Raw genomic sequence first — 18,103 nt, 5'->3', positions numbered from 1 at the left:
GCGCTTTCGGGCGCTCCCCAATCGCGACGTCGAGCAGCGAAGTATTGCCTGCGAAGGCCGGTCCAATCGACGAAGTGGCGCGGTGGATCGCCAGACATGGACCGGAAATTTCATGTTCAAGTCGCGTCACCTTCGCCGCCTTCGGCGGTCTGCGAGATTGCACCGCGTGCGTCGCTGAATTCGAGGCCGCCGCTCCAAAGTCGCGCCATGTGCAGGCTTCGCGATCCAGATTGGCCTTATAACCCCGGCGCGCCACCACTCCTCCAAGCGCACACACAGATCAGCCCGGTTCCGCATGATGCGGCCGGTCCTTTGGTTCGACCAGCGCAGTCTCCCAGGGCAACACGGTTCGTCAGAACGATTGGAATTGTCGCCAGCGCAATGTAGGTCTGGACGACATTCAGACAGACATGAGCGGGGAAACACCTTTGATGAAACAGAGGCGAGAGACCGGCGACTCGAAAGCTCTTCCCCCGTCGAGCCTGATCGATCGCATGCGCCATGAGCTTCCGACCATGAAGCGCGCCGACAGGGCTGTGGCCGATGCCCTGCTGGAAAATATCGACGCCGCGACCCGCAGCAGCGTGAAGGCGCTGGCCGGTCGGGCGGGCGTCAGCGAACCGAGCGTCATCCGCTTCGCGCGCCACATGGGCTGCGACGGGTTCAGCGACTTCAAGATCCGGCTCGCTCAGGATTACGCCATAGGTCGCATGTATCTTTCGGCGGACTACCAGCACCCCGCAAAGACGGGCAGCGACGTGGCCGGGCATGTCTATGAGGCGACAAGCCAGGCTCTCGCCAGCGCCTTCGCCCAGCGTGATCCCGCCGCTCTCGATCGGGCCGCCGATCTGATCGACGGATCGCGACGCGTCTTCTGTTTCGGCGTCGGCGGCAGTTCGGCCAATGTGGCAGCTGAGGCCGAGAACCGGCTTTTCCGACTGGATCTGGCAGCCAGCGCGACCGCAGACGCCTACAAGCAGCGCATTACCGCAGCCACAGCCGGGAAAAACGATGTCTTCCTGATGTTCTCCGTGACCGGTCGTCCGCGCTCGTTGATCGAAAGCGCTCGCTCGGCGAAGCAATGTGGTGCTTCGATCATCGCGGTGACGGCTGGCGGCACTCCATTGGCAATCGAGGCCGACGTCCTCATTCCGCTCATCGCCTTCGACGAGGAAAAGTTCTTCTACATGCCGAACCGCGGGAGATACGGCCAGCTGTTCATCTTGGACTGCCTCGCAACGCTCCTTGGCGGTCGCCGGATGAAGCACATCTCCTCCAAATTGTGGAACGCCCGTACGATGCTCGCTGACCTGAACGGCGAGAGCGAAAATCAGCCGGTCGGCGACTGAAAATGTAGTTTTCCGGAATTCTACCGGGAAACAGCTCGAAGATTGCCGCCGGGAATTGCAGAAAATGGCCACCAAGTGCATCTTCGTTGACAGCTTATGTAGTTTTGGTACAAATCTGGCTGAACGCAGACGGAGACCATCGTGGACGGCATCGCTTCGCGCCAGGCGCACATCATCGGGTTCGAATTCGACGAGGTCGTCGTTCCGGCCCATCCCGGCGTCATTAATTCCGAAACTCTCGCCAAGCCCCTGCACATGCTTCCTGTCGGCGGCAAGGAAAGCTGGAGCGTGCAGTTCGACGAACTGCCCAAACTGATCCTTCGCCTGCACCTCTCGGACGGCACGATGGGTCTCGGCGAGTTCTACCGCGACCATGAATGGACACGCGTCGAACAGATCGCCGACAATCTCATGGGTCGCTCGCTCGACCAGTTGATCCTGCAGAAGCTGCCGATCCCGCTTTGCCGGGAGTATGACGGGTTCGAATGCGCGATCTGGGACGCCTACGCCAAGCAGCTCGGGGTTCCGCTGCATCGCCTCCTCGGCGGCGCATTGCGTGACAAGATCGCAGTCAGCGCCTGGTCCAGTCACCGCACGCAGGACGAGATCGGTCCGTGGGTCCGCCAGTATCAGGACCAGGGCTTCAAGGTCATCAAGTTCAAATGCGACCTCGAAGACGACGTACCGGGCTGGTGCGCCAGGATCGCCGAGCACGCGCCCGGCATGAAGATCATCTTCGATCCGAACCAGCGCTGGGAGAACCCGGGCAACGCGCGGCCGATCATCCGCGAGATCGAGAAGATCGGCAACGTCCTCGTTCTCGAGGATCCGATCCCGCGCTGGATGATGCTGGACTACAAGGAACTGCGGCGCTTTTCGTCGATCCCGATCGCGCTGCACGTCTCCCTCCCCTACATCTACCAGGGACAGCGCCCCTATGAAGCCATCGACGCCATCGCCCACGGCGCCGTCGACGGGTTCAACTTCAATGGCGGACTGGCAGGGTTCCAGCAGCTCGACCATATCGCCCGCACGGCGGGCCTTTACTGCTGGCACGGTTCCGAGGTCGATCTCGGCATCCTCGAAGCCATGTATGTCCACCAGTGCTCGGCCGCCGCGAGCTGTGTATGGCCCGGCGATATCTTCGGCCGGATGATCCGGTCGCACGATCTCCTCGAGACACCGCTGAAGGTCGAGCCCCCCTTCATCCATGTGCCGACCGACGGCCCGGGTCTCGGCGTCAGGCTGAGCGACGCCGCCCTCGAACGTTTCGGCGTCTCCAAGCGAAGGATCGATTGATCCGATGCGCTGGGAACGTTTGACCACACGAGAAATCCAGGCCCTGCCGCGGACCATTCCGGTCATTGTCAACGTCGCGGCGATCGAGCAGCACGGCCCGCATTTGCCGCTCGACACCGATGCGGTCATCGGCGCAGCGTTTCTCGATTCACTGGAAGCGCGAGCCGGCGGCGAAGTGCTGATCCTGCCCCAGGTCAAGGTCTGCTGCTCCGAGCACCATATGGATTTTCCCGGCACGCTGAGCATCGGGCACCGCAGCTTCCTCGACTATGTCGGCGCGATTCTGGAATCCGTCGTCCGGCACGGCTTCCGCAATCTCGTGATCTTCAACAGCCATGGCGGCAACCAGGCCATCGGCCAGGTCCTGCTCGAGGAATTCGGCGCCTCGCATTTCGATTGCCGCATCGCAATGCTGACCTGGTGGCGGCTGGCGGGCCCCGAAATCTCGCAGATCCGCGAGAGCGGCTTTGCCGGCGCCAATCACGCCTGCGAACTCGAGACGTCGCTGATGCTGCACGTCGATCCGGCGGCGGTTCGCCAACCTGACCATCTTCCACCCATGAGCTACGTTCCGACCCATGGCTGGGCCAATGCGGACATGATCCTGCCAGCCCGCGGCGCCCTGTTCCGTTCCATGGCCGAGATGTCCGACGGGCTGGGCGCCGTCGGCGACGCATCCCTGGCGACGGCAGCCAAGGGTCAGGCGATCATCGAAGCAGTGACCGAACAACTCCTTGCAGTCGTCCGTGACCTGTCGGTCGCGTCTTCCACAGCAGATCTGAAAACCGAAGGAGACTGAGATATGTTGAAGACATTGGCAAGAAGCTGCCTTGCGGCGACCATGGCGTTTGGTGGCCTAGCCGCCTCCGGCGCGGCAGTGATGGCGCAGGACAAGCCCGGCGGCATCATCACGGTCGCCACGATCGGTGAACCGAACACGCTCGACCCGATGGCCGCGACGGGCGACCTTCTGGGCATGGTCACGCAGCATTTCCTTGAGACGCTCTACACCTTCGACAAGGAATGGAACGTCACCCCGCTGCTGGCGGCCGACATGCCGAAAATTTCCGATGACGGAAAGACGGTGGCGATTCCCCTGCGCGAGGGCATCAAGTTCCACAACGGCAAGACCATGACGGCGGACGACGTCGTCGCCTCACTGGAGCGCTGGTTCAAGATCGCCTCGCGCGGACAACTGGTCGCAGACAAGGTGGAAAAGGTCGAGGCGACGGATGCCAACACCGTCACGATCTCGCTGAGCGCACCTTTCGGCCCGCTGCCGGCGCTGCTCGCCTTCAACAATTCGGCCGCCGTGATCCTGCCGAAGGAAACCCTGGCCGAACCGCTGACCGAATTCATCGGCACCGGGCCCTTCATGCTGAAGGAGCGCCGCCCCGATCAGTACATCCAGCTGGTGAGCTTTCCCGACTACAAGCCGCTGGACGGCGAGGCGGACGGCTTCGGTGGCCGCAGGGAGGCACTTCTCGACGAGGTGCGGTTCGTGCCCGTTCCCGATGCCAATACCCGCGTGGAAGGCGCTGTCGCCGGCCAGTACGATTACGCCGAGCTGCTCCCCGTCGAATCCTACGACCGGCTGACCGGCCAGACCGAGCCGATGCTGACGGAATCCTTCGGTTGGCCGATGTTCATCATGAACACCAAACAGGGTGTCATGACGGATCAGGACATGCGCAAGGCCGTCCAGGCCCTGCAGAACTCCGACGATTTGATGCTGGCGGCCTTTGGTGATGAGCGCTTCTTCAAGGTCGACGGAGCGCTGTACCCGGAAGGCTATGTCTGGCGCAACGAGGCGGGCGTCGAAGCCTATAACCAGGGCAATGTGGAACAGGCCAAGAGCCTTGCCGAAAAAGCCGGATACGATGGCGAACCGATCCGCATTCTAACAAGCCGACAGTACGAGTTCCACTACAAGATGGCCCAGGTCCTGGACGCCTATCTGAAGTCCGCGGGCCTCAATTCCCAGCTGGACGTGGTCGATTGGGCGACCCTCGTGCAACGGCGTGCCGATCCGGCGCTTTGGGACATCTTCATCACCCACAGCCCCTTCCTGCCGGACCCGGCCCTGATCGCACCGCTGCCCGCAAGCTATCCCGGCTGGTGGTCGACGCCGGAAAAGGAAGAGCTTCTGACGGCGCTCAACACCGAGACCGACCTGGCGAAACGCCAGACGATCTGGTCCGATATCCAGGGCCTGATCTACGAGCAGGCGCCCTTCTACAAGGTCGGCGATTTTGCCGCCCTTGCAGCCAAGTCGCCGAAGGTCGAGGGCTTCGAGGCATCGCCCTGGCCCTATTTCTGGAACGTCTCGATCTCGCAGTAACCTGATTCCGACGGGCGCACAGCGCCCGCCGGACCTATCCCGATGTCACCGGAAGGCGCGATGGCCAGCTACGTCCTCAAACGATTTACCGGCATGATCGTCGTCCTCTTCGTCGTGGCGACCATCGTCTTCGTGATCGTACGCATTGCGCCGGGCGACCCGGCGGCCGTCATGCTCGGCCCCGATGCGACGCCTGCCGACATCGCGGCGCTACGCGACCGCCTTGGTCTCAACCAACCCCTCCTCGTCCAGTTCGGCGTCTATCTCGGCCAGATCCTCACCGGCAATCTCGGCGATTCCATCTTCCTCAACATGCCGGTGCTGACTGCCCTGGGCCAGCGCGCCGAGCCGACGTTCTTTCTCACCCTGTTCTCGATCCTCATCGCCACCGTCATTGCCCTGCCCATTGGCATCCTGTCGGCCTATCATCGCGGCAGCCTGTTCGATCAGGCGTCGACGACGCTCGCCATGTTTGCGGCGAGCGTTCCGAGCTTCTGGCTCGCGCTCATCGTGATCCAGGTGTTCGCCGTGCGTCTGGGCTGGTTTCCCGTCGCCGGCTATGGCGGTCCCGATACGACCCTGTTCGAGCGGCTGCATCATCTGGTCCTGCCGGCCGTGACGCTCGGCGTCGTGAGCTCGGCGCTGATCCTGCGCTTCACCCGTGCCTCGATGCTGGACGTCCTCGATGACGACTACATCCGGACCGCGCGATCCAAGGGCATGGCGGAAACGCCCGTCATCCTCAAGCACGCGTTCAAGAACGCCTTGATTCCGATCCTGACGGTCATCGGCATTACCGCCGCCCTACTGATTTCCGGGGCGATCGTGACGGAAACGGTGTTCGGCCTTCCCGGTGTCGGCAATCTCGTCGTGTCGGCGGTCATGCGCCGGGATTATCCGGTGATCCAGGGAGCTCTTCTCGTTGTGGCCGCGCTCTATGTCCTGATCAATTTTGCCATCGACATGCTGTATCTCGTCATTGATCCCAGGGTGCGATTCTGATGGCCGTTTCCGTCGCCGCACGAGGCACCCGGACCGCCGGCCTTGCGAAGATCCTGCGCGAGCGCAAGCCCCTCGCCCTCGGTGCGGCGCTGCTCCTGGTCATTGTCGTCCTGTGCGTTTTCGCTCCGCTGTTCGCGCCTTACGATCCCAACAAGCTGTCGATCGCCAATAGACTGATCGCACCGGGAGCAGACCATCTCTTCGGCACCGACGAATTTGGCCGCGACGTGTTCACGCGCGCGATCTATGCCGGCCGGACGTCTCTGATGATCGGCGCGGTTGCGACGATCTTCGCCTCTGTGATCGGCATCGCACTCGGGCTCGTGGCGGGCTTCTTCCGCCGCACCGATGTCGTCATCGCCCGGATCATCGACGCGATGATGGCCTTTCCCGACATCCTGCTCGCCATCGCGCTCGTAGCGGCCCTCGGTCCCTCGGCCGCCACCGTCATCGTCGCTCTGGGCATCGTCTACACGCCGCGCCTGGCGCGCATCGTGCGCGCCTCCACCTTCGTCATCCGCGAACTGCCCTATGTGGAGGCCGCCCGCGCCCTTGGCGTGCCGACCTGGCGCATCCTCTATCGTCACGTCCTGCGGAACCTGTTGTCCGTGATCATGGTCCAGGCGACCTTCATCTTCGCTTATGCGATGCTGGCGGAGGCAAGCCTGACCTTCCTCGGTGTCGGTGTCAGTCCGGACATTCCCACATGGGGCACGATGATCTCGGCAGGCCGCCAATATGTCGGCCAGGCCGACTGGATGACCGTCTTCCCGGGCCTTGCCATTATCCTGTCCGTGATGTCGCTCCAGCTCGTCGGCGACGGCCTGCGCGACCTTCTCGACCCCCGCCTGCGCAAGGATCTCTGAGATGACGCAGATGAACGCGGCCCCGGTGAACACGGGATCGGCGCCGGCGTCTTCGGACGCCGTCACGCTGAAGGTGTCCGGCTTGAGGACCCATTTCCGGATCGGCTCGACCATTGCCAAGGCCGTGGACGACGTCGACCTGACGGTCCGCCAGGGCAAGACCCTGGCCGTGGTCGGCGAGTCGGGCTCCGGCAAGTCCGTGACCAGCCTGTCGATCATGCGGCTGCTCGCCCCATCGGCCAGGATCGTCGACGGGACGATGACCTTCAAGCGACGCGACGGCAGCGTCGTTGACCTGGCGAGGGCCAACAGTCGCGTGATGCGCAAGATCCGTGGCGGGGAGATCGCCATGATCTTCCAGGAGCCGATGACGAGCCTCAATCCGCTCTACACCGTCGGCGACCAGATCATCGAGATGATCCGCCTGCATGAGACGATCTCGCGTGCCGACGCCCGCAGCCGGGCCCGGCGCATGCTCGAACTGGTCGAGATCGCCTCCCCCGATCGCCGTCTCGACGACTATCCCCACTCCATGTCCGGCGGCATGCGCCAGCGGGTGATGATCGCAATGGCCCTCGCCTGCGACCCGTTCCTCCTGATCGCCGACGAGCCGACCACCGCCCTCGACGTCACGATCCAGGCGCAGATCCTCGAGCTTCTGCGTCGGCTGCAGCAGGAGATGGGCATGAGCATCCTGTTCGTGACCCACAATCTCGGCGTCGTGGCGGAGATCGCCGATGACGTGGCCGTCATGTATGCCGGCAAGGTGGTCGAGCAGGCACCGGTCAGATCTCTCTTCAAGTCGCCGCGCCATCCGTATACGAAAGGGCTCATCGCCTGCATTCCTGACCCCGCACGCGACCGAGACGCAACGGGACGGCGACGTCTGCTCAGCCCGATCCCCGGATCCGTTCCGAGCGTGACAAATCTTCCCCAGGGCTGCGCCTATGCCGATCGCTGCCCCCTGACAGTCGAAAAATGTCGCGCGGAGAGCCCGCCGCTGATTGCGGTGGAGACGCTGCATTCCACCCGTTGCTGGAGGCACGAGGACGTATGAGTGCGACCGAACGGACGAACGAGGCGCTCCTGTCGGTGCGCAACCTCGTCAAGACGTTCCACATCGGGAAGGGGCTCGTCCAGGCGATCGCCGACGTGTCCTTCGATGTCAGACGTGGCAGAACCACCGGAATCGTCGGCGAATCCGGCTCGGGCAAGACGACGATCGGGCGCTGCATCATGCGCCTGGTCGAGCCGTCGGGCGGCGAAGCGCTGTTCGAGGGAGAGGATCTCTTCCAAGCCTCGAACAAGCGTCTTCGCGAACTGCGCAAACGCCTGCAGTTCATCTTCCAGGACCCCTATTCCAGTCTAAACCCGAAGATGAAGGTCGCCGACATCATCGGCGAAGCGATCGACACGCACAAGATCGCCAAGGGCAGCGCCAGGCAGCAGATGATCGGCGATCTGCTCGAACACGTCGGACTCGACCGCGATCATGATCGCCGCTTTCCGCACGAATTCTCCGGCGGCCAGCGCCAGCGAATCGGCATTGCCCGGGCCCTTGCGGTACAGCCCGACCTGATCGTCGCCGATGAGCCGATCTCGGCCCTCGATGTGTCCGTTCAGGCACAGATCCTCAATCTGTTCCAGTCGCTTCAGACTGAGCTGGGACTGACGGTCGTGTTCATCTCACACGATCTGACCGTCGTCGAATATCTCTGCGACGACGTCGTCGTCCTCTATCTTGGCCGTGTCATGGAAAGTGGCCGGGCTGAGGACATCTACGGCAATCCGCGTCACCCCTACACGCGGGCGCTTCTGTCGAGCTCCCCGCTCCCCGATCCAGAACGCCGCCGCGAACGCATCGTCCTGAAGGGCGACATTCCCAGCCCGCTCTCGCCTCCGTCGGGCTGTGTCTTCCGCACACGCTGTCCCGACGCGATTGACGCCTGCGCAAACGCGGTTCCGCCGATCGAGGAAGTCGGCGAACACCATACCGTCGCCTGCATCAGGCAGCGAGACCTGCCGGCTTGGCTGCCCGCACAGAACCATACGAAGGAAATCACATGACGCCAGAAGATAAGCTCGCCGAACTCGGACTCACCCTCCCGCCTGTGGCGGCGCCGATCGCCAATTTCGTCACCCACGTCGAAGACGGGTCGCTGCTGTATCTGTCGGGCCAGGGGCCGCGCAATCACGACGGCCAGCTGGCGACCGGAAAGGTCGGTGCAGGCGTTTCCGTCGAGGAGGCCTACGCGCACGCGCAACTGACGGGCCTCAATCTCCTCGCCGTGATGAAGCATGCCCTCGGTGATCTCGGCCGCGTCGAGCGCGTAGTCAAGCTTCTGGGCATGGTGAATGCCGACCCGCTTTTCTCGGACCACCCGAAAGTCATCAACGGATGCTCCGACCTGATGGTCAACGTCTTCGGCGACAAAGGGCGCCATGCCCGGTCCGCCGTCGGCTTCGGATCGCTTCCGGGCCAGATCACGGTAGAGATCGAGGCAATCGTCAGATTCAGAAAAGACTAGTCCGAATCCAATCGCAATTTTGGGCTGCCGGCGTGTGGCCGTCCATCACTGCTTCGGTCATCTGTGATGAAAAATCGTGGACGAAGCCCCACGTCTATTATCGACCTAACGTTCTATTCTAATTCCGTTGTAGACAGCCAAAGCAACAAGGATCTGTAAGGCAATTGCCCACCCCCGCTAGTCTTCGTCCTCGGCGGTCAGACGCTGACGGTTTTGAGGATGGTCTGGAAGGTGTTGGTGCCAGAGCGCAGCCTTGCGGTATCGACGACGGTGCGAATGTCGGCTTCGCCCTCGGCCGCCCACATGGCGCGGTAGCCGTTGGTCACTTTGCGCTGGATAACGGCAGGTCTCAGCGCACGTTCGCAACCGTTGTTGGTTGGCTCCACCAGTCCGGGATACGCAACGAAGGTTAGGAGCTGATCGCGGGCGCGCCGGAATTTCATCTGAAGATCCCGAGCCAGATCGCAGGTGGTCGGTGCGACGAGAATGTCGGCGAGACTTCGCTCCAGGGCCCGGCGCTTGGCAGCGATCGTCGAGGCCGCAAAGGTCCCGATCCCATCGGCAAGGGCAAAGGCTCGTTTCAGCCAGAGCCGAAGTCGCGACGGCAGCATGTCGTCGCTCGTCTGGTCGGCATAGGCGACATCCCGGGCCAGATGGGCGAGGCAGGTCTGATGCACTGCGCCATGCCCCTGCTGGGCCGAATAGCGATCGGAACACCAGANCAGCATGTCGTCGCTCGTCTGGTCGGCATAGGCGACATCCCGGGCCAGATGGGCGAGGCAGGTCTGATGCACTGCGCCATGCCCCTGCTGGGCCGAATAGCGATCGGAACACCAGACCTCTGGCCGATGCCCTTCCATCAACTCGCGCACGACGACGGCGCCCCGGGTTGGAGCGGCGCGATGCACGACAACTTCGTTCGATCGGAACACCCATTGATAGGCGTTCGAGCCCTCGATGCGCACGCCGGTTTCGTCGGAGGCGATGACCTTCGCCCGGCGCAGGGCAGCGATGGCCGTGTCGCGCTCGGGCACGAAGGCTGTCTGCGACCGCCGCAGCATGTTCATCAGGCCGCCCTGGCTGATCCTGAGCCCAAAAAGGTCCGCGAACGCGCCCTGCAGACGTTCGTAGGACAACGCCTGGAACGTCTTGAGATAGGTCGCCACGGCATGAATGCGCGGTCCGAAGGGCGTGCCGTTCGCTGCGTCCGGCACCTTTGCTGCGACCAGCAACCCGCAGGACGGGCATCGCACCGAAAGGCGCCGGTGGCGCTCGACCAAAGGATGGATCTCAGGAAGCTCGATCGTCTCGTATTCGCCTGCCGTCTCGGTGGGCAAGTCGTCAGAGAGTTTCGCCTGGCAACAGGGGCACTGACCAGGACGATGGTCGACCTTTCGGTCGAACGTCTCGCTCATCGCGCGGGCCTTGCCCTCGTGGCCGGGTTTGGCGCCGCCCGGCCTGGCCTTGTCGCGCCGCTCCTTGCGGTCTGTCGCAGGCGGCTTCGACGACGTTCGCGACGTCTTCTCCGGTCGCTGCAGCCGCAGCACTAGATCGATCAGTTCATCCTTCGACAGCCGCTGCAATCACCGCGTTCCATCCGCTCATGGATTCAGGCTTCGAACGCGCTGGCAAGAGGGATGGGTAATTACTCTGTAAGCGCCGAGCGTGACTCCGTCGACTTAAATTTCCGATGTAGAATCGGATATGATCTTGTCCGCTTCAAGGATTGCCCCATAAGCCACGCATTCGGGGAGAACGGGCCGACGGGGGTCACCCTATTCGGTCGAAAGAGCACCGAACTCATCTTGCCGAGGTGTAGGCAGGACGCCCGCCCCCAACTGCCCTTGCATACCCTTCCAGGCGGGGAAATGTCCGCCTTTATGCCTGCACGAACTCGATGACGACGCCTGTGTCTCCGGTCGGCGGTACAGCAAGGCTGGCAGACCCTTCGACGAACGGAACGGATCCCACACGCAGGGCATGGCGCGCCGCCTCGATCCGGCGGACGCGAATTCGGCACGCCGCATAGGGCGCGCTCGCCGGAAGGACGTCGCCGAACCGCGCGCCGAACCGTTCCGGCGAAAGCAGCGCGATCGAGGCGCCGCCATTTCGGCCCGAGAGCACACAGGATCCTGCGCCTTCCTCCTGGAGGTCGAACCCAAAAACCCGCGCGAGGCGCGCGGCATCGGCAACGGGCTCGTCGCGGATCGCCACGACCTGGCCGATGCCGATCGCCGTATTGGCATGTTCGCTCAGCGAGGGCCGCCAGACGAGCTCCGGTGTGCGGTGCTCGCACATGAAGGCCAGGCCGAACGGAACCTCGGAGCGATCGAATGTCAGGGTCGCAAAGCGCGCGATGCCGCCTGCCTCGGAGCTCTCCTCCACGGGGCGGGTGAACTGCGAATAGGCGCCGGTCGCAATTCCCAAGGCGGCGAACGCCGTCTCTGCCGCCTTTGCATCGCCGACGCGCATCGCAAGGCCGTGCAGCCCGGGTCCGCCGCAGGCAAGAGCCTCGCGCCGTTCCTGGTTCAGCGGGGTCGGTCGCAGGATGCCAAGGATTTCCAGATAGTCGTCCTGGAACATGATCGTGTGGTTTGCCGAGCCCTTCGCCTCGCTGTGCAGCCCCATCGGAGAGATCGTGAAGCCCATCGCCTCGAAGGCTGCGGCCGCGCCGGCGATCGCGTCGACCAGGATCAGGGCATGGTCGAGCCCGCCGATCGGATGGCTCATGGTCGTGTATCGCCCGAAGCCGCCGGTCCGCCGGGGACCGGCTTGACGCGCAACAGCCAGATGAAGAGCACGGTCAGCAGGAGGAAACACAGGCTGGCGGGCCTGGTCAGGAAAATCGTCGGATCACCGTTGGAGACGATCAGTGACCGACGCAGAAACTCTTCCAGATAGGGCCCGAGGATCACCCCCATCAGCATGGGCACCACCGGGTAGTCGAAGGCGCGCAGACCAAAGGCAAACCCGCCGATCGCCAGCGCCAGCCACATCTGGAACGAGGAGAAGGAGGAGCCGAAGACCCCGACCATCGAGATCATCGCAATGAAGGCGTAGAGAACGCCGCGATTGATGCGGGCCAGGCGCAGGTAGAATGGCCCGAACGCCAGGACCGAGAGGAAGATGAAGATCGAGGCGACGAAGAGCGCCGCGAACATCGGAGCCACAATGTCGAGATTCTGTCCCAGCATGGTAGGCCCCGGAACCAGCCCGTGGATCAGAAACACACCGAAGATGATCGCCGTCACCGCGTCGCCCGGAATGCCCATGGTGATCAGCGGGATGATCGCGCCACCGCACATGGCATTGTTGGCGGCCTCGGAGGCTGCGAGCCCCTCATGTGAGCCTTGGCCGTAACGCTCGGGAGTCTTCGAGCCGCGCTTGGCCTCCGCATAGGCGATGAACGACGCCATGGACGCACCGCCGCCGGGCAGCATGCCGACCAGCACGCCGATGAAGGAGCTTTTAACGTATGTCACGGGGCCGATCTCGCGAAGCGTCCTGACGCTCGGGATGAAGTCCCGGTGACGGGCAGCCGGCATCGCCGCCACGTTCTCTCCGCGGGTCAGGTAACTCGGGGTCGCCGCCTGAACCAGGAGTTCGCAGATGGCGAACAATCCGATCACCGCGGGCAGCAGGCCGATACCCTCGACCATGTAGAAGCTGCCGAAATCGAACCGTCCCTCCGGTGTCATCGGGTCGATCCCGACGGTCGAGATCATCAGGCCGAGGATCGTCGCCGCCGCGGCCTTCCAGAAGGAACCGCGGGCGACGACGGTGACCGTGATCACGGCCAAAAGCACAAGCGAGAACTTGTCGGGCGTTTGGAACAACAGGGCCAGATGGCTCACCGGAACGGCCAGAAGCATGAGCACCAGCGCGCCGATGAGACCGCCGATGGTGGATGCGAACGCGTCGAGACCAAGCGCCTGGGCACCGTGGCCCTGCTTCATCAGCGCGTGGCCGTCGATGCTGGTGATCGCGCCGGAGGGTGCTCCGGGAATGTTCACGGTGATGCCGGTGATCGAGCCGGCATAGATGCCGGCCATGTAGATCCCCATCACCATGACCAGGGCGTTGACCACCTCCATCCCGAATGTGAATGGCAGGAGCAAGGCGATGGCGAGCGTAGCCGTCAGTCCGGGTATGGCCCCAAAGAACAGGCCAAGAAGAAATCCTCCGATCAGATGGAGGAAGGTCTGGGGGTCGAGCAAGGCAACGAAGCCACCGGCGAGGTCTGCGAGCATGTCAGCCACCCCAGACCGGAAGGTAGAGGTCGAAGAGCTGGGCGAAGAACAACCAGCCGAACAGGGTGATCGCGCCGGACGTCAGGGCCGAGTGAAGGATGGGGCGCAGCCATCCGCCGTCCTGTTCATGATTGAAGAAAAGGGCGATCAGGAACGTGTATCCGGCTGCCGAAGCCAGATAGCCGATGCGTTCGAAGGCGAAGATGAAAAGCGCGGTCAGGGCGAGGACCAGGACGGGGCCCGTCAATGGCAGGAACGCGATTGTGCCCGAGCGTTTCCGGTCGGCGGCCGGCGCAACGGTGCGTGACTCGGCGAACAGGATCCTGCCCATGACGACGAAGAGGCAAGCGCAAAGAAGGATAGGCAGAAATGACGGGCCCGGTTCTCCGGCACGCTGAAACGGAACGCCCAGATGCCAGATCTGGCTGGCGTAGACCGTGTTGAGCGTCAGGACGAACAGCGCAAAGCCGATGGCGGGATTGAACGGGCGGGTCATCATGCGTTCCGGCTTCTGACGGAGATCGAACGAGTGCATCGTTCCCGCGCGCAAAGCACGGGAACGATGGGCAGCCGGCGGCCTATTTCTCGAGAAGGCCCTGCTCCACGAGATTGTCCATCAACGCGAAGGCGCGTTCCTGAGCCGTTTCCAGATAGGCGGCCGTCGCCTCGCCATCCATCCAGACCGCGCCCATTCCGGTCTCCTCGGCGCGGGCCTGGAACTCGGGCATCTCGAATACGGCGGCAAAGGCCTCCTGCAGTCGCTGCGAATGCTCCGGTGCGATTCCCGCGGGAGCTGCGATTACGCGAAAGCCACCCCATACGACGTCGTAGCCGAGTTCCTTGAAGGTCGGGACATCCGGCGCTGCCTCGTCGCGTTCGTCACCCATCACCGCCAGAACACGGGCCTGGCCCGCCTCGATGGCCGGGTAAGCGGCCGAAACACTCAAAGAGGCGGCGTCCGTCTCACCCGACAGCAAGGCCTCGCGTTGCGGGCCGGAGCCGTCGGGGTAGGGGATATGCTGCACCTCGATGCCGGCTTCGTTGGCGAAGTCCAGTGCAGGCAGGTGCCAGACACCGCCGCTGCCCACATTGGAGATGGACAACTCGCCGGGGGCGGCCTTGGCCGCATCGATGAACTCCTGCAGGGTTTTCCAGGGAGAATCCGCCGAGACCACCAGCGCGGTGGGATGGACGGTCACAGAGCCCAGATAGGCCAGTTCCTCGGTGCTGTAGCCGGGGACCAGTTCGTAATAGGGGACGGTGATGAGGCTGTCCCATGTCAGGGAGCCGATGGTGTAGCCGTCCGGCCGTGCCTTCATCAGACGCAGCGTGCCGATGCCGCTCTGGGCGCCCGTGATGTTCTGGGTGTTGATACCGACGCCCAGCTGCTGTTCGGCGAAATTCATGAAGGTGCGCATCACCGTGTCGGTGCCCCCGCCAGCGCTCCACGGCATGATGTGGACGAGGTCCTTGGACGGGTAGTCCTGGGCTTGCGCGCCGAGCGTGAGGGGGAGTCCGAGAACGAGGCCTGCGAGAATTCGTCTGGTCATGGTCAGATTGGACATCGTACTTCCTCTGGCTGGTTGGCTTTCTGTTGGCAAACTATGCCGCGTCACCCCATCCACCGCCGCACGGGCGCCTTGGCTTCCTCGAGAGGTTGGCAAATCACGTCGACCAGTGTCGGGCCGTCATGGGCGATGGCCTCGCGCATGACGCGCTCCAGATCGTCCGGGTTCTCCACGCGCCAGGATTTTACCCCGAAGGCCGCGGCGACGGCGGCCTGGTCCGTGCGGTTGAAATCGACATTGTAGTAGCGCCCGCCGCAATCATCGCGCTGGCTCGCCTTGATCCAGCCGAAGCTGGAATTGGAGAAGACGACGTAGGTGATCGGCGCGCCCACGCGCGCCACCGTCTCGAGCTCGCCGCAGGTGAAACCGAAGGATCCGTCGCCCATCAGCCCGACGACCTTGCTGCCCGGCCGGCCGTACCAGGCGCCGAGTGCGGCCGAAAGCGAGTAACCGAGCGCACCGTGCGCGCGGTTGGTGATGAAATGCCGGCCGGCGCGCGGCAGCGTGTAGTAGGCCGAGAAATACGGACACGAGGTGCCGGGGTCTGAGACGATCGTCGCATCGTCCGGCAGCAGGCGCTGCAGAGTGGCGATCACGCGCTCGGGCCGGATCGGAGCCTGCGAGCTCTGTGCCAGCGCGTCGAAGGATTCGAACTTGCGGCGGCGGATGTCGGCGACGGCCTTCGCTCCGCCAAACGATTCCTGTCCTTGGCCGCGTCGGTCCAGTTCGGCGTTCAACGCCGCCAGCGACAGCCGCAGATCGCCCACGACTCCGACTTCCGTCGGATAGACCGCGCCGATCGCCATCGGGTCGCTGTCGAAATGGACGATCCGTGTCCCGGGCCTGGGTGCCTCCCAGCGCGACGTCGTCGTGGAACCGGCGCGGCAACCCATGAAGACGATGAGATCGGCGCCCGCCATGGCTTCCCAGGTCTCGTCGGTACCGCCGTTGGAGCCGACAACGCCGACGCAATTTGCGTGGGTTTCGGCGAGGCTTCCCTGGCCCGAGATCGAGGTCGCCACCGGAATGTCCAGGCGCGTGGCCAATCTGTCCAGTTCGTCCATTGCGCCGGAGATGACGACCCCGCCGCCGCACACGATGAGGGGCGAACGGGCCGAAAGGATTGCTTCGGCCGCATGCTCGATGCTGTCGGCGTCAGGCCCGACCCGATAGGCGGGATAGCGCGCAAGATTGCCGTCGGCCCAGATATCGTCGGGAGAGACGGCGTCGTACTGGATGTCGTAGGGCAGACCCAGATGCGCCGCGCCGGGTCGGCCCGTGGTCATGGAACGGAACGCCTGACGCACCATCCGCGGAATGTGGTCCGCACGGCGAATCACCGTGTTCCACTTGGTCAGCGGGCGCATCAGCGCTTCCTGGTCGACTTCCGTCAGCGGGTAGCGGCCATAGGAGGCGACGGACACATCGGTGGTGATTCCCAGTACCGCATAGGAACTCTCGTTCGCCTCGATAAGTCCGGGCAGGATGTAGGTCGCTCCGCCGCCGGATGGGCCTTCGCACACCCCGACGCGCCCGGTGACCCGAGAATAGGCGTCCGCCATGTAGGTGGCGCTGCGCTCGTCGCGGGTCAGCACATGGGTGATCGAATGATCGAGCCTCATCATCGCGTCGTAGAACGGAAGCGTCGTGTCACCGCACAAACCGAAGATATGCTCGACTCCATGGGCCTCGAGACTGCGGACCATGGCTTGTGCGCCGTTCATCGTATTGGGCACGTCGTCTCCCGCTTCATTCGTTGCATTCCATCCTGTATACAGATGATTATGCAGATCGCGACGGGATGCAATTGCTTTTTGCGGTGCCGGAGAGGATACCCTCGCACGGACCCTGCTGACCTTCGGCTCATGGTACTGACGTCAAATGGAAAAAGAACTCGGCGCCGTCGACCGCATCTACCACCAGGTGAAGGAGATGGCGGCAAGCTACCAGTTCAAGCCCGAGGAGCGACTAAACGAGAGCGCTCTCGCCATTCGACTGGAAACGAGCCGGACACCCTTGCGCGAAGCCCTGAACAGGCTGGTTGCGGAGGGGTTTCTGACGAGTCGACACGGGAACGGCTTCTTTTGCCGCTCGCTCAACCCCGCCGAGATCATGGACCTATATGAAGCGCGCGCAGCGATCGAGAGCGAAGCCGCACGACTGGCGGCCCGCCGCGCCAAGCCGGCCGAACTGGAGGCGCTGGCTGCGCAGCTCGATCTGTCGAAGGATCGCTACAGCCCCGGTGCTTCGCCGGTTGACCTGGTTCGCCTCGATGAGACCTTTCATCTGGGTCTGGCTGCGCTGTCCCACAACGGCGAACTCGTGCGGCTTCTCAAGAACGTCAATGGCCGGATCCACTATGTCCGCCTCATCGACCTCCAGTCTCTGAGCGAAAGAGATGGCCCAGCCGCCATTACCACGCAGCCGCATGGCGAAATCCTGGCGCTGGTTCGGGACGGTGACGGTGAGCGTGCGGCGGCGGCGATGCGTGCCCATATCGAGCGCCGACTTGAAGAGGTAACGGCGAATGTGAGAGCCGCCTTTTCCCAGCTTTATGCGCCTCTGGAGATCGCCACGAGCGAGCGTCGCACGCAGGGTTCTTCGACTTTATAGCCGCAAACGATGTGAATAAGCGCGAAATGATAGGTCTGACGCAATTCCGATGACAATCGGTACGTAGTCCGCCCTGAATAATGGCTAAGCCGTTGAAGCGACGCACCCGGAAAGACGTTTGGACGTATGCGGTTTCGCCGTTTTTGGCTGGCTTGCTTGCAGGAACCAGACAAACCAAAGCGCCAGGACGGTGAGAACGAGGCGTAGATTGTGGGCGGCGGCCACGAGGAGTGCGTTGATGGCGTCGCCAGCATGGCCGAGGAGGAAGTTGCGGTCCAGTCGCCCAT

Annotated in this window: 16 protein-coding genes and 1 pseudogene; 10 read left to right on the top strand and 7 right to left on the bottom strand. The window is 63.4% G+C overall.

What is annotated here, in order from left to right:
- Positions 1-431 precede the first annotated feature (431 nt).
- The 9 genes from VQ042_RS18570 (at position 432) to VQ042_RS18530 (ending at position 9,385) form a co-directional block, all read left to right on the top strand.
- Complete coding sequence (locus VQ042_RS18570; RefSeq protein WP_331821805.1) at positions 432-1,349, top strand: MurR/RpiR family transcriptional regulator; 918 nt, start codon at positions 432-434, stop codon at positions 1,347-1,349.
- Positions 1,350-1,490: 141 nt separating this feature from the next.
- Positions 1,491-2,648, top strand: coding sequence for a mandelate racemase/muconate lactonizing enzyme family protein (locus VQ042_RS18565; protein WP_331821804.1), 1,158 nt, complete (start codon positions 1,491-1,493; stop codon positions 2,646-2,648).
- Between the two features lie 4 nt (positions 2,649-2,652).
- The gene (locus VQ042_RS18560) at positions 2,653-3,447 is read left to right on the top strand and encodes a creatininase family protein (RefSeq protein ID WP_331821803.1); all 795 of its coding nucleotides are present in this window, start codon (positions 2,653-2,655) and stop codon (positions 3,445-3,447) included.
- 3 nt (positions 3,448-3,450) lie between these two features.
- Positions 3,451-4,989: an ABC transporter substrate-binding protein gene (locus VQ042_RS18555; RefSeq protein WP_442880125.1), complete on the top strand. Its 1,539-nt coding sequence runs from the start codon at positions 3,451-3,453 to the stop codon at positions 4,987-4,989.
- Between the two features lie 60 nt (positions 4,990-5,049).
- Positions 5,050-5,991 (top strand): ABC transporter permease, encoded by a 942-nt coding sequence (locus VQ042_RS18550; protein ID WP_331821802.1) that lies wholly within the window; start codon positions 5,050-5,052, stop codon positions 5,989-5,991.
- Entirely contained in the window at positions 5,991-6,857 is an 867-nt protein-coding gene (locus VQ042_RS18545; RefSeq protein WP_331821801.1) for an ABC transporter permease, read from the top strand. Before VQ042_RS18550 ends, VQ042_RS18545 begins: the two co-directional genes overlap by 1 nt.
- A 10-nt stretch (positions 6,858-6,867) precedes the next feature.
- Complete coding sequence (locus VQ042_RS18540; RefSeq protein WP_331821819.1) at positions 6,868-7,914, top strand: ABC transporter ATP-binding protein; 1,047 nt, start codon at positions 6,868-6,870, stop codon at positions 7,912-7,914.
- A complete protein-coding gene (locus VQ042_RS18535; protein WP_331821800.1) occupies positions 7,911-8,924 on the top strand; it encodes an ABC transporter ATP-binding protein in 1,014 nt (337 codons plus the stop codon). Before VQ042_RS18540 ends, VQ042_RS18535 begins: the two co-directional genes overlap by 4 nt.
- Positions 8,921-9,385: a RidA family protein gene (locus VQ042_RS18530; protein ID WP_331821818.1), complete on the top strand. Its 465-nt coding sequence runs from the start codon at positions 8,921-8,923 to the stop codon at positions 9,383-9,385. The genes VQ042_RS18535 and VQ042_RS18530 overlap by 4 nt, the downstream gene beginning before the upstream one ends.
- A gap of 197 nt (positions 9,386-9,582) precedes the next feature.
- Here the strand turns inward: VQ042_RS18530 and tnpC are convergent, their stop codons facing one another.
- From tnpC to VQ042_RS18500, 6 genes are all read right to left on the bottom strand, one after another.
- A complete protein-coding gene (gene tnpC, locus VQ042_RS18525) occupies positions 9,583-10,968 on the bottom strand; it encodes an IS66 family transposase (protein ID WP_331821799.1) in 1,386 nt (461 codons plus the stop codon).
- A 295-nt stretch (positions 10,969-11,263) separates the two neighbouring features.
- Positions 11,264-12,115: a VOC family protein gene (locus VQ042_RS18520; RefSeq protein WP_331821798.1), complete on the bottom strand. Its 852-nt coding sequence runs from the start codon at positions 12,113-12,115 to the stop codon at positions 11,264-11,266.
- Positions 12,112-13,635, bottom strand: coding sequence for a tripartite tricarboxylate transporter permease (locus tag VQ042_RS18515; protein ID WP_331821797.1), 1,524 nt, complete (start codon positions 13,633-13,635; stop codon positions 12,112-12,114). The genes VQ042_RS18520 and VQ042_RS18515 overlap by 4 nt, the downstream gene beginning before the upstream one ends.
- A 1-nt stretch (position 13,636) precedes the next feature.
- Positions 13,637-14,134, bottom strand: coding sequence for a tripartite tricarboxylate transporter TctB family protein (locus VQ042_RS18510; protein WP_331821796.1), 498 nt, complete (start codon positions 14,132-14,134; stop codon positions 13,637-13,639).
- Positions 14,135-14,213: 79 nt separating this feature from the next.
- Positions 14,214-15,200 carry a Bug family tripartite tricarboxylate transporter substrate binding protein gene (locus VQ042_RS18505; protein ID WP_331821795.1) on the bottom strand — a complete coding sequence of 329 codons (987 nt, stop codon included), beginning with the start codon at positions 15,198-15,200 and terminating at the stop codon, positions 14,214-14,216.
- A 47-nt stretch (positions 15,201-15,247) separates the two neighbouring features.
- Complete coding sequence (locus VQ042_RS18500) at positions 15,248-16,939, bottom strand: thiamine pyrophosphate-binding protein (protein ID WP_331821794.1); 1,692 nt, start codon at positions 16,937-16,939, stop codon at positions 15,248-15,250.
- A gap of 145 nt (positions 16,940-17,084) precedes the next feature.
- Between VQ042_RS18500 and VQ042_RS18495 the strand changes: the two genes are divergently transcribed.
- Entirely contained in the window at positions 17,085-17,816 is a 732-nt protein-coding gene (locus tag VQ042_RS18495; protein ID WP_331821793.1) for a GntR family transcriptional regulator, read from the top strand.
- Between the two features lie 84 nt (positions 17,817-17,900).
- Here VQ042_RS18495 and VQ042_RS18490 read toward each other — a convergent pair.
- Positions 17,901-18,103: pseudogene (locus VQ042_RS18490) on the bottom strand (hypothetical protein); the annotation flags it as partial.

Origin of the sequence: Aurantimonas sp. A2-1-M11 (assembly GCF_036549475.1) — a bacterium.
In the GTDB taxonomy this organism is placed as follows: domain Bacteria; phylum Pseudomonadota; class Alphaproteobacteria; order Rhizobiales; family Rhizobiaceae; genus Aurantimonas.
The sequence above is the reverse complement of the archived record's forward strand: the minus strand, read 5'-3'. Positions and strand labels throughout refer to the sequence as shown.

What these genes read in the sequence shown, in the direction of transcription:
- VQ042_RS18505 (WP_331821795.1), bottom strand. Translation starts at nt 15,200, where the DNA reads ATGTCCAATCTGACCATGACCAGACGAATTCTCGCAGGCCTCGTTCTC.
- VQ042_RS18520 (WP_331821798.1), bottom strand. Translation starts at nt 12,115, where the DNA reads ATGAGCCATCCGATCGGCGGGCTCGACCATGCCCTGATCCTGGTCGAC.
- VQ042_RS18570 (WP_331821805.1), top strand. Translation starts at nt 432, where the DNA reads ATGAAACAGAGGCGAGAGACCGGCGACTCGAAAGCTCTTCCCCCGTCG.
- VQ042_RS18515 (WP_331821797.1), bottom strand. Translation starts at nt 13,635, where the DNA reads ATGCTCGCAGACCTCGCCGGTGGCTTCGTTGCCTTGCTCGACCCCCAG.
- VQ042_RS18560 (WP_331821803.1), top strand. Translation starts at nt 2,653, where the DNA reads ATGCGCTGGGAACGTTTGACCACACGAGAAATCCAGGCCCTGCCGCGG.
- VQ042_RS18530 (WP_331821818.1), top strand. Translation starts at nt 8,921, where the DNA reads ATGACGCCAGAAGATAAGCTCGCCGAACTCGGACTCACCCTCCCGCCT.
- VQ042_RS18545 (WP_331821801.1), top strand. Translation starts at nt 5,991, where the DNA reads ATGGCCGTTTCCGTCGCCGCACGAGGCACCCGGACCGCCGGCCTTGCG.
- VQ042_RS18510 (WP_331821796.1), bottom strand. Translation starts at nt 14,134, where the DNA reads ATGATGACCCGCCCGTTCAATCCCGCCATCGGCTTTGCGCTGTTCGTC.
- VQ042_RS18555 (WP_442880125.1), top strand. Translation starts at nt 3,451, where the DNA reads ATGTTGAAGACATTGGCAAGAAGCTGCCTTGCGGCGACCATGGCGTTT.
- VQ042_RS18495 (WP_331821793.1), top strand. Translation starts at nt 17,085, where the DNA reads ATGGAAAAAGAACTCGGCGCCGTCGACCGCATCTACCACCAGGTGAAG.
- VQ042_RS18540 (WP_331821819.1), top strand. Translation starts at nt 6,868, where the DNA reads ATGAACGCGGCCCCGGTGAACACGGGATCGGCGCCGGCGTCTTCGGAC.
- VQ042_RS18535 (WP_331821800.1), top strand. Translation starts at nt 7,911, where the DNA reads ATGAGTGCGACCGAACGGACGAACGAGGCGCTCCTGTCGGTGCGCAAC.
- VQ042_RS18550 (WP_331821802.1), top strand. Translation starts at nt 5,050, where the DNA reads ATGGCCAGCTACGTCCTCAAACGATTTACCGGCATGATCGTCGTCCTC.